Here is a 14,576-nt window from a genome sequence, read left to right as displayed (position 1 = left end):
GGGGCGCGGGGCGCGGGGCGCGGGGCGCGGGGCGCGGGGCGCGGGGCGCGGGGCGCGGGGCGCGGGGCGCGGGGCGCGGGGCGCGAGTGGAGTGTAGGCCAGCAGGCGTAAGGCGGGGGCGCCTGCTGGTGGTGGGCTTTTGGGCGATGGATGGGTGGTGGCGGGTTTGTGGACGGTGTGAAGGGGGTCAGCGGCGGGTGGCTTCGCGGACGTTTACCAGGAGGACCACCAAGGCTGCGCCGAAGCAGGTGAAAGTGACGACGTAGCGGCCGTCGAACCATAGGACGGCCAGGACGAGTATCAGGGCCACTGCCAGCAGGATGCGGAGGATCACGGCCAGGAACTTGCCGCGGACGAAGCCTTCGACCAGGAGGAGTACCAGGAGCAGTGCCAGGGCCGTCTCCTCGCCGGAGAAGTCCAGAGGAGAGATCACGGCGCCTATCGCCCACAGGATCAGCGGGGTGCTGATCACCGACCACCACGACCGTGCCCGGCCCAGGAAGCCGGTTGCGTGTTCCAGAGGGAGGCGACGATGCAACAGATGAGCGTGCGGATGCTGATTGACCGGCGTCGCCGTTGTGGCCCGGTGCAACTCGTCGGCGAGACGGGTGCGTTCCATCTTCATGCCGAGCAGTTTCTGTTCCTCGCCGGCCAGGGCCCGCACCTCGGGGTCCGCGGCGGGCAGACCGGCCGCGGCCAGTGTCAGCTCGTGGCGCAGGGTGGAGATCTCGGTGTCGAGTTCGGCGAGACGGTCGATGTCGCGCTGGTTTCGTTCCTCGACGAGTTGTTGTTCGGCGGCCGGGTCTGGGGTCACCTTGGCGAGGCCGGCCCAGCCGACCGGGTCGGCCCAGGCTTGGCGCACCGTGCCGTCGCGCTGGTACCGGGGGCCGGCCGGGCCACGTTCGCCGCCGAGCCGGTCCAGGGTGTCGCGACCCCACAGACCGCGGAAGTCACGGACCCACGGGGTGTTCTCGTCGATGCCGACGGCCTGCCAGGGCTCGTTCTGCCCGGGACCGACAGAACGGCCGTCACCGCGGGCGTAGTCGACATACGGAATGCCGACGTTGTTCTGGTCCTCGGGGGACCACGGCGCCAGCAGCCGCGCGGACCAGCGCAGGGCGTTGACCAGACCACGGAGACGGGGCGGCCGTACGGTGATCAGATAGTCGCCGGGCAGATAGGCGCCCGAGTGGGAGCCCGCACCGACGAAGACCACCGGATGATGCCCGTCGGCGACGGTCAGGTCCGGGTCGTCCCAGCGACGGCGCAGGTCGTCACCGGTCTCGTCGTGGGCCGAGAAGACCACCCACGACGGCTCCGGCAGGCCGTCCGGACCGGGAGTGCCGTTGGCGTCGATGTAGACGGTCACCTGCTCCCAGTCCGCCTCGTGCTCGTTGACCCCACCGAACGCGGAACGCCAGTTGTTGAAGCTGTAGAAGAACCAGTACTGACAGACGATCCACGGGTCGTCCCGCAGCACCCGCCCGTAATAAGTGGGCCGCGACGTGTCGAGGTGATCGCGTTGCAGCAGGAAGGAGCGGGCCGCGCTGCCGCCGGGGACACTGCCGCGGAACAGCAGGGAGAAACGGTTGAGTGTGTCGACCAGGCGGCCGGTGAGACCGACCGACGCGAGACGGCTGGACCGGGCCAGGTGCGGTGGCCGGTCACGCAGCGGGATGTGGGCGAGATGCTTCTCGCCGTTGCCGATGCCGGACAGCGAATAGCCCAGCCCCTGCTCGGCGCCGCCGGCCGCGGCGAGGGTGTCGAGGGTCAGTTCGCCCGACGGAACCACCTGGACCGGGCTGCCGCCGCGCGGTTCGACACGCCACAGGCTGGCCTGGCTCACGTACTGCTCGACCGAGACCGGGAAGAAGTACTCACCTTCAGTGAACCTGGCCACCGGCTCGTAGGCGCGCAGCAGTCGCAGGTCGTCTCCGATCGCCAACCCTGTTCGTTCCCTTCAGCCGGATGTACGCAAGAGGTTATCCGGATCATGCGAACACCCGGCGGCGGGCCGGTACGACAGGGGGACGGGGAGTGGGTTACGGGCGGGGGAGACGAGGGAGGTCGGCTCGCATGCGGGCCTTGTCGAAGAGATCCCAGTCGTCGTCGCCGAAGTAGAGCCAGGGCCAGATCGCTTCGTCGCCGCTGCGTTCCAGGTGCCGGCGGGCTCGTTTCAGGTCGCCCCGGTCGTCGAAGACGTAGCCGAACGCCTGGTGGGCCGCCGGCGACGCGGTGTGGGTGGCGAAGGTGTCGGCGGCTGCCATCAGGGCGTCGGAGGCTGCTTCGATCTCCTCGCGGACCGGGCGGCGGCTGAAATAGCGGAACACTGCCCGGACTCGGGTCAGGACCTTGTCGTCGGAGCGTTGGGAGACGTATTCCTCGATGTGAACCAGTGGGATCAAGGCGTACAGCGGATGTCCCGGGGTCAGGTTTCGGGTCCTCTCCCTGGCGAACGCGAAACATTCCTCGCGGCTGCCGTGCCATTTCGCGGTCAGTGTCGTCATGCGCAGGCGGGTGGCGGCGTAGGAGACGTCTCCTCCGCGGCGGACCAGTTCGTTCCACATGTCGTGCGGTTCGTTGTGGTAGTCCTGAGCGGCCATGGCGCAGCCCATCAGCTCATACCAGGGGGCCGGGTCGTCGGGCAGCAGTTCGGTGACGCGGCGCAGCGACGTGCGGGCTCGGACCATGTGCCGCATCAGGCCGTTGATCTGGTCGGCGCTGGTGTGCGAGATGTAGGCGGCGCCTCGGGCGTCCCAGGCTGCCTGCTGTTGGAGGGCCCCGACCAGGAGGAGCAGGTCGGCGTTCGACGGCTCGGTGGCGAGTTGGGCCTCCAACTGGGGAAGACGGTGCAACGCGCTGCTTCTGCTGAGTGTGTCGAGGGCGTGGATGCGGGCTTCGGCGTCGCCTCGGGCCGCGCCCAGCAGGTGCAGGGCCGGAGCAGTGTCGCCCTGTTGCAGGGCGATGCGGGCGTTCCGGTACGGGTCGGGATGCCAGGCGGGAGCAGCGGACATGGCCGCTGATCATAGTGATCACCGGAGATGCGTGCTGCCCGTTGATCAACGCACCCCGCGATTGACCCGGGCGCCCGGCCGGAAGGAAAAGGTCCGCCCCCAAGACGGAGTGCGGTGAGCAGAGGGCGCGGCGGCGGAGTGCGGTGAGCAGAGGGGCACGGGGGTGGAGAGCGGTGAGGTGAGGGCGCGGTGGGAGAGAGAGTGGCTAGCGGAAGGCAACAGGCGAGAGGTCCGGCGGTCGCGGGCGGATGGAGGACCGGCCCGCGGAAGGTGGGCGGTTGGAAGGGAAATCGGCACAAGGAGAGATGGCTGGAGGGCGGGATGTGGTCGGTAGTAAGCGAGCAGCGCGACGGCGGGGACAGCCCGACAGTGAAGACAAGCGCGACAGTGAAGACAAGCCCGACAGTGAAGACAAGCGCGACGGCGAGGACGGGAGGAGAAGGGGGAAGAGAGGAGAGAGGGAGAAAAGCACAGACCGTGCCCGGGTCAGTGCCGGGCACGGTCTGGCAGTGGTGAACCAAGGTGGTTAACCGGGCTGATCAACCGCGGTGGTTAACCGGGTTGGTCAACCGCGGTGGTTAACCGGGCTTGTCAACCGGGTTGGTCAACTGCGGTGGTCAACCGGAGTGGTCAACCGGAGTGGTCAACCGGAGTGGTCAACCAGGCGGTAAACCGAACGGCGAACCAGGTGGTGCATCAGGTGATGGGGTGGTGGATCAGCTCTTCAGGCCGTGTTCGATGGATTCGATGATTCGGGCTCGTAGGTCTGCTGTGCTCACGATGGCGTCTACCGAGCCGACCTCTACGGCGCGCTGGACGCTGTGGACGCGGTCGAACTCTGCGGCCACCTCGCTCAGTTTTTCGGCTCGGACCGACGCGTGGACCTCGGCCAGGCGGGTGCTCAACGCGGCCCGCTCGGCGCCTGACGCCGCTGCCACCTCGGCCTGCAGTTCCGCGACCCGGGGGTCGTTGGCGGTGCGGTTGTTGACGTCGCCGGCGAAGACGACCGCTGCCGCGGGGGCGCCGCCCAGGACCGAGGCCATCGAGCCTTCCAGGGCGAGCACCGTCATGTTCGGGTTGAGCATCTTCGAGAAGACCACGAATGCGCCGCCGTGGTAGCGGGAGATGACCGTGAAGATGATCGGGCCGTCGAAGTTGACGACCGCCCGGCCGATCTCCGCGCCGTACTCCAGCTGGAGGTTGCGCATCGATTCGGGGGAGCCGTCGAAGCCGGACAGGTTGGCCAGCACGACGAGGGGGCGGTTGCCGGAGGCGGTGTTGATGGCGCGTGCGGTCTTCGCCGACGACCGGGGGAACAGGGTGCCCGCGGTGTAGGTGTCCGGGCCGTCGGTGGGCGGGAACCCGCGCCGTGTGACCGGGCGGGACTCGATGCCGACCAGGCAGACCGGGCGGCCGCCGATGTGCGCGTCCTGCACCACCGACGTGTCCGCGTCGGCCATGCCGGCCCACCGCTCCAGGACCGGGTGGTCCTGGTCGGAGACGGCACGCATCACCGTACGGATGTCGAAGGCCTTTTTGCGGTCCGGGTTGTGACTGGCCGAGAAGATCTCACCGACGGTGGCGAAGTCGCTGCCGGCCACCGTGTGCGGGTAGCTGGAGATGTCCCGGTCGGCGGGGTCGGTGGTGAGGGCGGGACGCGGCCCGGACTCACCCGGCACCACGTAGGTGTGGTCGTAGTGGGCCATCAGCACGTCCCGGGCGGCGGGCAGGCTCGGCGCCCAGTACTGCGCCTGGCCGTTGGGGCCCATCACCCGGTCGTACCCGCCGATGCCGTAGTTGTCCTCGGCCGAGACACCACCGGAGAAGTCCAGGGCCTGCTTGCCGGTGAGGACCATCGCCGAGTCGGGCGTCATGACCAGGATGCCCTTGGTGTGCATGAGCATGGTGGCTTCGGCGTTCCAGTACGGCTGGGCGCCGACGTTGATCCCCGCGACCACGATGTTGATCTCGCCGCCGCCCTGGGTGAATTCGACGATCCGCTTGAGGGCGGCCGCCACCCAGTCCATGTTCTCGGTGCCGGACGACATCGAGATCCGGGCGCCGGACGACAGCGCGAACCATTCCAGCGGCACCCGCATCGACTCGGCGAGGTCGAGGGCGGCGATGACCCGGGCACATTCCGGCTCGGACAGCGCACCCAGCGACTTGGTCGGGTCGCCGAGCAGCACGACCCGCTTGATGCCCTCGGGGTGACGCTCGGTGACGCTGGAGACGACACCGGCGACGATCGCGGCCGAGTTCCTGCCCTTCGGCCGGTCGACGGGCACCAGCACCCGGTCCGCGTCGAGGTCGTGCTCGACGAACTCACCGAGAAGACCGGTCAGCTCGTACGGGTAGACGGTCCCGCGCCGGGCCGCCCGCAGCACCTTCTGCCGGTAGTCGTCGAGCGGCTGCACCAGCGCGGTGGACGGTTCGCCGACGTGCAGGTGCGCGCCGTTGCCCGGTTCCAGGGTGATCGTCACCGCGACCTCGGTCAGTTCCCCGCTGGACCGGCGCTGACGGGCGATGAACTGCACCTCCTCCAGACCGGCCCCGGAGGCGGTCGGCAGGATCCGCTGCACGAGAGCGTTGAGTTCGTCCAGGGACAACTCGGTGACCGGCCAGACGTACATCATGATCCGGTTGGTGTCGAACCTCTTGTTCTGCGGGCGCAGCGCCTGGATGTTGCGGATCGCGTCCAGGGTGAGGGTGACGGCCTGTTCGAGGGCGGGCAGCGCGACCAGGCGCCCGTCGGTCTCGCGCAGCGCGGTCAGGTCGCGGACCTGGTACATCGCGATGAGGCGCTCGTCGGTGCCGTTGTTCTTGGCGACCGCCTTGAAGAGGTACATCTCCTCGTCGGTGGACGGCAGCCGGGTGAGGTCGAACTCCTGCAGTCGCGAGATCTGCAGCCGGCGCGCGATCTGCGGGTGCAGACCACGAATGAGCCGGTCCTCGGTGAAATATCCGGACTTATCAGACCGGAACGTGAAGTGGTGGTGCATGACCGCACCACTCGTGCCCGCAATCGTCGCCGTAATCCGCCGAACCCCCGGCAGCGCCAGCCCCTCGAAGTGCGCCCCCAGAGCGGCAGCCACCTCGTCAGCCGAAGCGGGCTGCGAGTCCCAGGCGATGTAGATATCAGCGACATCAATATCCAGCGGCCCCAACGCCCGGAGCGAATCCGACATTTCCGAAATGTCGATAGCGGTCGCCGCAATGCGCGTCACCCGCTCCCCGGCATGCGAGGTGACCATGAACCGAACCGACCCCACGGCCCGCACCGATACCGGAGCCAGCCCACGGTTGTCGTAGTAACGCCGGGTCAACACCTCGAGCAGCGGAACATGGTCCCGCCCGGGCCGCCCGATCCGCTGCCCCAGGAGCCGAACCAGGGGCTCGGAACAGGCGACCATGCTCTGAATCCGGGCATCCCGGTCCGAGGCCCCGGGATGGTGGTCGAGGTGCCGGAGGTCAGCCCGGACAGAGGCGTAGACCTCGGCCCGGGTACGCCGCAACAGCGGCTGCGCGTACCACCGGAAGACGATTCCCCGGGCCAGGTCGGAAACCGAGGGGAACCGAACCTGGGTGGCCTCGATCAGGTGCTCGAGGGCGATGCCCGCACGCTCGGAATCGGATTCCTGGGGCGGGTTCCCGGCGATCCACTGCCGGAGGATCTCCGACACGACCCCCACGTTGGCCGCTGACTTCTGCAGGGCGAGGAAGATCCGGAAGACCGCGTCCTCCAGCTCCGGCGAACGGTCCAGCGAGGTGACCCCGTAGTGCGCGAGCACCTGGGTCAACCGGGCCTGGAAGTCGGTGGTGACACCGGCCCGTTCCACGTCCAGGCTCTGCAGGTAGCTGTGGAAGTACTCGCGCGGGCTGTGCACGGCGTTGCCCGGCTCGGTCTTGAAGTCGTTCCCCGGCTTGTTCCGGGACAGTTCGAGCAGGTCGGCGCAGATGGTCAGCAGCTCGATCTCACCGGCGGCCGGACGGCCCGTACGGTCGGCGAGGTAGGTCTTGACCTCGGCCGCGTCCACGTCGTACCCGAGCAGCAGCGCCCGCAGGTTGTCCAGCCCGTGCCCGCTCGACGCCGTGCCGGGCAGTTCGATCTCGACCGCCTCGGTGGAGGTGTCGGCTTCCTCGTCGGCGTTCCCGATCGGTTCCAGGCGCATCAGCGGCGCCCCGGTCTCGACCTGGCTGCCGACCGCGACCGGGCACTCCCGGACCCGGGCTTTGAACGGCGCCCGCAGCACGTTCTCCATCTTCATGCTCTCCAGCACGAGGATGGGCGCGCCGGCTTCGACCTCGTCACCGACGGCGAGCGGGGTGGCGACGACCAGGGCGGGCGCGGGGGAGCGGACGACGCCGCCCTCGTCCCGGCTGACCCGGTGGGTGACACCGTCGACCTCGATCGTGTGGATCGGCCCGTGGGTGGCGGTGACCAGGCGGAAGCGGTGGTCGTTGACGTACATCTGGCTGGTGTGCTCGTCGAACCGTTCGCTGACCACGTCGGCGTAGCCGAAGCTGGCGCCGGAGAAGATCCCGACCCGGAAGCGCTTGCGGCCCAGCCGGGAGACCTGCACCCGGTAGCCGACGCCGCGCAGCTTCAGGTCGAGCGGACGGCCGGTCTCGAACTGGACCTGCGGGCGGCCGCCGTGCGCGGTGGTGAGCAGCCGCTGCCGGCTGATCTCCTCCTCGTCCTGGTAGGCCTCGATGCCGGCGGCGGCCAGCGCGATCGCCGAGTGCCGGTGGGTGACCAGGCGGCCCTCGCCACGGACGCGGTCGATCCAGCCGGTGTCGGCGGAGCCGTCGATGACCTCGGGCTGGTCGAGCAGGTCGAGGACGAAGCTCTTGTTGGTGGAGCCGCCCTCGATGATGACGGTGGTCTCGGACATAGCCCGGCGCAGGCGCCCGAGGGCCTCGTCGCGGTCCTTACCGTACGCAATGATCTTGGCGATCATCGAGTCGAACGCGGACGGGATGCTGTCGCCCTCGCTGACCCCGGTGTCCACCCGGATGCCCGGGCCGGCCGGCAGCGCGAGCCGGGTGATGCGGCCCGGTGACGGAGCGAAGTCACGGTCCGGGTCCTCGGCGTTCAGCCGCGCCTCGACCGCGTGGCCCTGCTCGGCGGGCTGCGCACCTTCCAGGCGGCCGCCGCCTGCCACGTGCAGCTGGAGTTTGACCAGGTCGGTGCCGGTGGTGATCTCGGTGATCGGGTGCTCGACCTGGAGGCGGGTGTTGACCTCGAGGAACGCGAACAGCTTCTCGCCCGGGTGGAACAGGAACTCGACGGTCCCGGCGCCGCGGTAACCCACCGCGAGCGCCAGCCGGACCGCTGACTCCTTCAGCTCGGCGGCCTGCTCGGGAGCCATCACGACCGAGGACGACTCCTCGATGACCTTCTGGTTGCGCCGCTGCACCGAACAGTCCCGGACACCGAGCGCCCACGCGCCGCCCTGCCCGTCGGCGATCATCTGCACCTCGACGTGCCGGGCGCCGGTGACCAGGCGCTCCAGGAACACCACACCGGAACCGAACGCGCGCAGGGCCTCCTGGCTGGTGCGCTCGTAGGCGTCGGTCAGGTCCGCGGCCGAGTCCACCCGCCGGATGCCGCGCCCGCCACCACCGGCGGTCGCCTTCAGCATCAGCGGGTAGCCGATCTCGTCGCCGGCCCGCAGCGCGTCCTCGAGGGTCGCGACCTCGCCGCGACTCCACGGCGCGACCGGAACCCCGACCTCCTCGGCGATCAGCTTCGAGCCGATCTTGTCACCGAGCTTGCGCATCGCCTCGGCGCTCGGCCCGACGAAGGTGACGCCGATCCGGTCGCACAGCTCGGCGAAGACCGGGTCCTCCGCGACGAAGCCCCAGCCGACCCAGGCCGCGTCCGCACCCGACTCGATCAGGGCGCGTTCCAGCAGCTCATGGTTGAGGTAGGGCCGAGCGGCCGCCGCACCGAGCGGATACGTGAGGTCCGCTTCCCGGACGAACGTCGAGGTCCGGTCCTCGTCGGTGTAGAGCGCGACCGTCTCGATCGGGGTTCCGGTCTCCGCGGACAGATCCCGCACGGCGTGGATGAGCCGCATGGCGGCTTCCCCACGGTTGATGATCGCGACACGCCTGAACACTTGCCGAGCCTCCCGGTAGCCCTGTGAGCTTTCTACTCCTCCACCCTCTCGGCTACCGCCCGGTCGAGCCATAAGCCGGATCATGCATGTCGTGCACCGGAAGTTGTAGGAATCCCACAAACAGCATTGTCCCCGATGGCCAGACGGTCTTCCAGGATCGCTACCGCCCAAAGATCAACTGCACGGTCAAACCTACACTTTTGTACGCTAATCATCCCGACAACCGCACTATCCGTCACGTAGCCCCCGCGCGACGTGATCCCGCCCCCGGACCGCCCGGCGACCGCCGGGCCGGACGCGGCTCTCACCGAAAACCCACCACCCCGGTCCCGCCCGCGCCGTGGTGGCCCGGTGCGTCCCGGCGGGACCGCCGACGACCGCTACGGGCGTCGCACCCTCCTGATCCCGCTTGATACCCGGGGCACAGGGTCCTGGCGGATGAGTGACAGTTTGATCCGGGTGATTCCGGCGGATCCGGTGTGGCAGCCGACGGCTGAGGACGCCGCGAAGGCGGTCACGTTCGTCGAGGAACTGTTCGCCGGGCCCGGAGCCGGCGTCGACGAGGTGGAGACGGTCTTCTACGAGCGGATCACCGTGATCGACGGCGCGAGTTCATGGAGGATCTCTTCTGTTCACGGTCCGACGGCACGCTCGGGCTCCAGTGGTTCTGGGATCTGCTGACCGAGCGTGGTGGCGGCCCGGCCATCGACGACCTGAACACGACGGTGCTTTGCTGCGGGGCCGCGGTCACACTGCACGAGCTGCGGTTCCGGTGGCCGATCGGGTTCGCCCGGTTCGAGCTGATCGCGCGGAACGGGGTCCGGGCCGAGTGGGAACTCGACGACGCGGAGCTCGCCGCGATCGGGGAGATCCTCGGGCACCCGGTGACACAGGTGCACGCGCGCTACTGAGACGGCGCATCACTCAGCGACTGAGCAGGCTTGTCTCTCAGCGACCGGGACGGCGCATCACTCAGCGACCGGGACGGCGCATCCTGAGCGCGGTTCCGTGCGTTGACCCGACGGAGTGTCGATGCTCACCGGTTCGGCCGGGCCGACCGTAGGCTTCAGCGGTCGCCGAAGCCCCCTGGAGATGTCGATGAGCGTTCTGAAGGCCCTGTTGTCCGGGATCGGTGGCGGCGGGATCGAGGTCGTCGATCTCACCGCGCCACTGTCCGCGAGCACCCCGATCCTGCAGTTGCCGCCGCCGTTCGCGAACACGATCCCGTTCGGCCTCACCGAGATCAGCCGGTACGACGACCGCGGCCCGGCCTGGTACTGGAACGACATCCACACCGGCGAGCACACCGGCACCCACTTCGACGCCCCGGTCCACTGGGTGACCGGCCGTGACGGCGAGGACGTGTCGCAGGTCCCGGCGGCCCGGCTGATCGCCCCGGCGGCCGTGATCGACGTGGCCGACCGGGCGGCGAAGGATCCCGACTTCCTGCTCGAGATCGAGGACATCCGCGAGTGGGAGTCGGCGAACGGACCGCTGCCCGAGGGCGGCTGGCTGCTGCTGCGTACCGGCTGGGACGCCCGGTCCGAGGACCAGGAGACGTTCCTGAACGCGGACGACACCGGCCCGCACACCCCGGGCGTGTCCCCGGCGGCCGCGAAATGGCTGGCCGAGGAGTCGCCGGTGATCGGAATCGGGGTGGAGACGGTCGGCACCGACGCGGGCGCCGCGCACTCGTTCGATCCGCCGTTCCCGTGCCACTCGTACCTGCTGGGCGCCGGCAAGTACGGCCTCACCCAGCTGCGCAACCTGGACCGCCTGCCCGCGACCGGCGCGGTGGTGATCGCCCCACCGCTACCGATCGTCGGCGGCTCCGGCAGCCCGGTCCGGGTCCTGGCCCTGGTCGAGCACTAGAAACGGCCCGGCTCGGACGGCGGTTTCACCGCGGACCCGCCACCCGAAAGGCGCGGACCGTCACCTGAAAGGCGCGGGCCCGCCTTTCGCATGGCGTGGGCCCGCTACTGGAAAGGCGCGGACCCCGCTTCTCGAAAGGTCGAGGGTCGAGGGTCGAGGGATTGACCGAAAGGTCGAAGGGGAGAGAGATGACGGATCAGACGGTCGCCGGGGTCGTCGGTGAGACCCTGGCCCGGCTCGGGGCCGACCTGGTCTTCGGGGTCGTCGGCAGCGGGAACTTCCACGTCACGAACGCGCTCGTCGCGCACGGCGCCCGGTTCGTCGCCACCCGGCACGAGGGCGGCGCGGCGACGGCGGCGGACGCGTACGCCCGGGTCAGCGGCCGGGTCGGGGTCGTCTCGGTGCATCAGGGCTGCGGGCTGACGAACGCGATGACCGGGATCGCCGAGGCGGCCAAGAGCCGTACCCCGATGATCGTGCTCGCGGCCGAACCGGCGGCGTCGGCGCTGCGGTCGAACTTCCGGGTCGACCAGGACGCCCTCGCGCACGCCGTCGGCGCGGTCAGTGAACGGGTGCACAGCGCGGCGACCGCGGTCGCCGACGCCACCCGGGCGTGGCGGACCGCGGTGCGCGACAGACGTACCGTCGTGCTGAATCTGCCGTTGGACGTGCAGGCCGCCGCGGCCGAACCGGCGACCGTGCCCCCGGCCCCGGCGGTGCAACCGCCCCGCGCCTCCGACGACGCGGTGACCGCTTTAGCCCATCTGTTGCAGGGCGCCGAACGGCCGGTGTTCATCGCCGGCCGGGGCGCGCTCGGCGCCCGGGCCGAGCTGGAGGCGCTCGCCGAGACGTGCGGGGCGCTGCTGGCCACCTCGGCGGCGGCGAAAGCCCTGTTCCAGGGCAACGAGTGGAACCTGGACGTATCGGGCGGGTTCGCCACGCCACTGGCCGCCGAGCTGATCACGTCGGCTGACGTGGTGGTCGCCTGGGGCGCCTCGCTGACCATGTGGACCACCCGGCACGGGGCTCTGATCAGCCCGGACGCCACGGTCGTGCAGGTGGACACGGAGGCGCCGCCGCTCGGCGGGCACCACCGGATCGACCTCGGGGTGGTCGGCGACGCGGCGTTCAGCGCGGTCGCGGTCCGCGAGGCGCTCACCGGCCCGCGCGAGGGTTTCCGAGCTGCTTGGGTACGCGAAAAGCTGCGCGACCAGGGCAGATGGCGGGACGTGGCGTTCCGTGACGAGGGGGACGACAGCCACATCGACCCCCGGGCGCTGACCATCGCACTCGACGATCTGCTGCCCGCCGAGCGGGTGGTGGCCGTCGACTCGGGCAACTTCATGGGCTACCCGTCGATGTTCCTGACCGTTCCGGATCATCAGGGCTTCTGTTTCACCCAGTCGTTCCAGTCGATCGGTCTCGGACTGGCCAGCGGCCTCGGGGCGGCCCTCGCGTCCCCGGGACGGCTGCCGGTCGCGGCCTGCGGGGACGGCGGCTTTCTCATGGGCATCGCCGAGTTGGAGACGATCCGGCGGCTCGGCCTGGGCATGCTGGTGGTGGTCTACAACGACGAGGCGTACGGCGCCGAGGTGCACCATTTCGGTCCGGGCGACCACCCGTTGGACACGGTACGGTTCCCGCCGACGGACATCGCGGCGATCGCGCGGGGTCACGGTTGCGCTGCGGTGACCGTACAGAAACCGGAAGATCTTGATCTGGTCCGGGAATGGCTCGCGGGCCCGCGGGAGACCCCGATGGTCGTCGACGCCAAGATCGCCGCCGGCAAGCCGTCGTGGTGGCTGGAGGAGGCTTTCCGAGGCCACTGACCAGCCTTCCCCTGATCGCCGGCCGGCCTTCCGTGGTTACTGGTCTTTACGGCGCAGGTCTTCCGTGGTTGCCGGTCTTTGTGACGCCGGCATTCCGTGGTTGTCGGCGGGCCTTTGCCGCGCCGGCCGGCCTTGGGTCGCGTGACGGGTGCCGGCCTCATTCCCGCGTGATGGTTGGAGGCTCGGCCGGGGGGATCTAGCCGATCAGTGCGTGCAGGCGGGTCAGGACGGTCTGCTGGATTGCCGGGAATGTGCGGGTTTCGGTCTCGGTCACCCACACCGTGAACGCGGTGCGGAAGACGGTCACGCCGGACTCGGCGGCCAGGGCGGCGCTGGTCGGGTCGATGCCGCGGGTCGTCAGCGCCCTGGTGAGGGTCAGGGCCAGGGTGGACATCTTGAGAAGCTCGCGTTCCTGCAGCGCGACGTTCGTGGTGATCACCGTCTGGCGGGCCCGGGACCAGGCGCGGCGCTCCTCCGGGAAGAGCGTGGCGGCGCCGTCCAGAACCGCCGCGATCAGCCGCATCGGGTCGTCACCGGTCTCCGGCAGGCTGCTCAGGAACGCCCGCTCGAACTCGGTCTGATCGACGAACAGGACCTCGCGCTTGTCCGCATAGTGGCGGAAGAAGGTGCGCTCGGTGACCCCGGCGGCGGCGGCGATCTCGGCGACCGTGGTCCGGTCGTACCCCCGGGTGCTGAAAAGACCGAGTGCCGCCTCCTTGAGGCGCTCGCTCGCGCCGCCCTGCCATCTCCCCATGATCCTCATCATAGTGATGTCAGAGGCTGACATGACGGTGTACGGTCATGTCATAAGCTGACATCACTGGGAGTCTCCATCATGCACGTGTTCCTCACCGGCGCCGGCGGCTGGATCGGCCGCCACACCGTCGACGAACTCCTCGCCCACGGCCACCGCGTCACCGCCCTGGCCCGCACCGAAGCGGCAGCCGCCGCCCTGTCCGCGAAGGGCGCCACCGCACTACCCGGCGACCTCGACGACCTGGAGGCTCTCCGCCGAGGCGCGACGTCATCGGATGCGGTGATCCACCTGGCCAACAAACACGACTGGGCCAACCCGGCCGAATCCAACCGGGCCGAACGCACAGCAGTCCAAACCATCGCCGACTCCCTGACCGAAACCGACCACCCATTCCTCTTCGCCTCCGGTTTGGCTTCGCTCGCTACCGGCCGGGCGTCGACCGAGAACGATCTGTCGCTGTCGCACGGGCCGGACAGTCCGCGCGGTGGGGCCGAGAACCTGGCCTTCGAGTTCGTGCCGCGGGGTGTCCGGGTGATCGCGGCCCGGTTCGCGCCGACCGTGCACGGCACCGGCGACCACGGATTCATCAGCTACCTGGTGGCGGCGGCCCGGCGCACCGGCGTGTCCGGTTACGTCGGTGATGGTGACACCGCGTGGTCGGCGGTCCACGTGCACGACGCGGCCCGGCTGGTCCGGCTGGCCCTGGAGGGTGCCCCGGCCGGAACCCGCCTGCACGCGGTGGCCGAGACCGCGGTCCTGAGCCGGGACATCGCCGGCGCGATCGGCCGTTCCCTGAACCTCCCGGTGAAGTCGATCGACCCGGCGGACGCGGTCGAACACTTCGGTTTCCTGGGCCACCTGTTCGGCCGGGACATGACCGCCACCAGCGACATCACCCGCACCCGGTTCGACTGGACCCCCACCGGCCCGACATTGCTGGACGACATCGCCGCCGGCGCCTACGCCTGACCGCCCGTCC

The 14,576-nt window shown here is 69.7% G+C and carries 9 protein-coding genes; 5 read left to right on the top strand and 4 right to left on the bottom strand.

The window, feature by feature from the left end:
• Positions 1 to 187: 187 nt before the first annotated feature.
• The 3 genes from Aco03nite_RS28900 to Aco03nite_RS28890 form a co-directional block, all read right to left on the bottom strand.
• Positions 188 to 1,945, bottom strand: a complete 1,758-nt coding sequence (locus Aco03nite_RS28900; RefSeq protein ID WP_203800140.1) for a hypothetical protein — start codon at positions 1,943 to 1,945, stop codon at positions 188 to 190.
• A 97-nt stretch (positions 1,946 to 2,042) separates the two neighbouring features.
• Positions 2,043 to 3,014, bottom strand: a complete 972-nt coding sequence (locus Aco03nite_RS28895) for a hypothetical protein (protein WP_203800139.1) — start codon at positions 3,012 to 3,014, stop codon at positions 2,043 to 2,045.
• A 716-nt stretch (positions 3,015 to 3,730) separates the two neighbouring features.
• Complete coding sequence (locus tag Aco03nite_RS28890) at positions 3,731 to 9,139, bottom strand: ATP-binding protein (RefSeq protein WP_203800138.1); 5,409 nt, start codon at positions 9,137 to 9,139, stop codon at positions 3,731 to 3,733.
• Between the two features lie 438 nt (positions 9,140 to 9,577).
• Between Aco03nite_RS28890 and Aco03nite_RS28885 the strand changes: the two genes are divergently transcribed.
• From Aco03nite_RS28885 to Aco03nite_RS28870, 4 genes are all read left to right on the top strand, one after another.
• A complete protein-coding gene (locus Aco03nite_RS28885; RefSeq protein WP_203800137.1) occupies positions 9,578 to 9,820 on the top strand; it encodes a hypothetical protein in 243 nt (80 codons plus the stop codon).
• On the top strand, positions 9,754 to 10,050 hold the full coding sequence (locus Aco03nite_RS28880; RefSeq protein WP_203800136.1) for a hypothetical protein: 297 nt from the start codon (positions 9,754 to 9,756) through the stop codon (positions 10,048 to 10,050). The genes Aco03nite_RS28885 and Aco03nite_RS28880 overlap by 67 nt, the downstream gene beginning before the upstream one ends.
• A 187-nt stretch (positions 10,051 to 10,237) precedes the next feature.
• Positions 10,238 to 11,011 (top strand): cyclase family protein, encoded by a 774-nt coding sequence (locus tag Aco03nite_RS28875; protein WP_203800135.1) that lies wholly within the window; start codon positions 10,238 to 10,240, stop codon positions 11,009 to 11,011.
• Positions 11,012 to 11,199: 188 nt separating this feature from the next.
• On the top strand, positions 11,200 to 12,840 hold the full coding sequence (locus tag Aco03nite_RS28870; RefSeq protein ID WP_203800134.1) for a thiamine pyrophosphate-binding protein: 1,641 nt from the start codon (positions 11,200 to 11,202) through the stop codon (positions 12,838 to 12,840).
• 196 nt (positions 12,841 to 13,036) lie between these two features.
• On the opposite strand, the gene Aco03nite_RS28865 is transcribed toward Aco03nite_RS28870, so the two are convergent.
• Complete coding sequence (locus tag Aco03nite_RS28865; RefSeq protein ID WP_203800133.1) at positions 13,037 to 13,594, bottom strand: TetR/AcrR family transcriptional regulator; 558 nt, start codon at positions 13,592 to 13,594, stop codon at positions 13,037 to 13,039.
• Between the two features lie 81 nt (positions 13,595 to 13,675).
• Here Aco03nite_RS28865 and Aco03nite_RS28860 point away from each other — a divergent pair, with 81 nt between their 5' ends.
• The gene (locus Aco03nite_RS28860) at positions 13,676 to 14,566 is read left to right on the top strand and encodes an NAD-dependent epimerase/dehydratase family protein (RefSeq protein ID WP_203800131.1); all 891 of its coding nucleotides are present in this window, start codon (positions 13,676 to 13,678) and stop codon (positions 14,564 to 14,566) included.
• Positions 14,567 to 14,576: the final 10 nt, after the last annotated feature.

It is taken from the genome of Actinoplanes couchii (genome assembly GCF_016862075.1).
Classification (GTDB): domain Bacteria; phylum Actinomycetota; class Actinomycetes; order Mycobacteriales; family Micromonosporaceae; genus Actinoplanes; species Actinoplanes couchii.
This window is presented reverse-complemented; position numbering and strand designations above follow the sequence as displayed.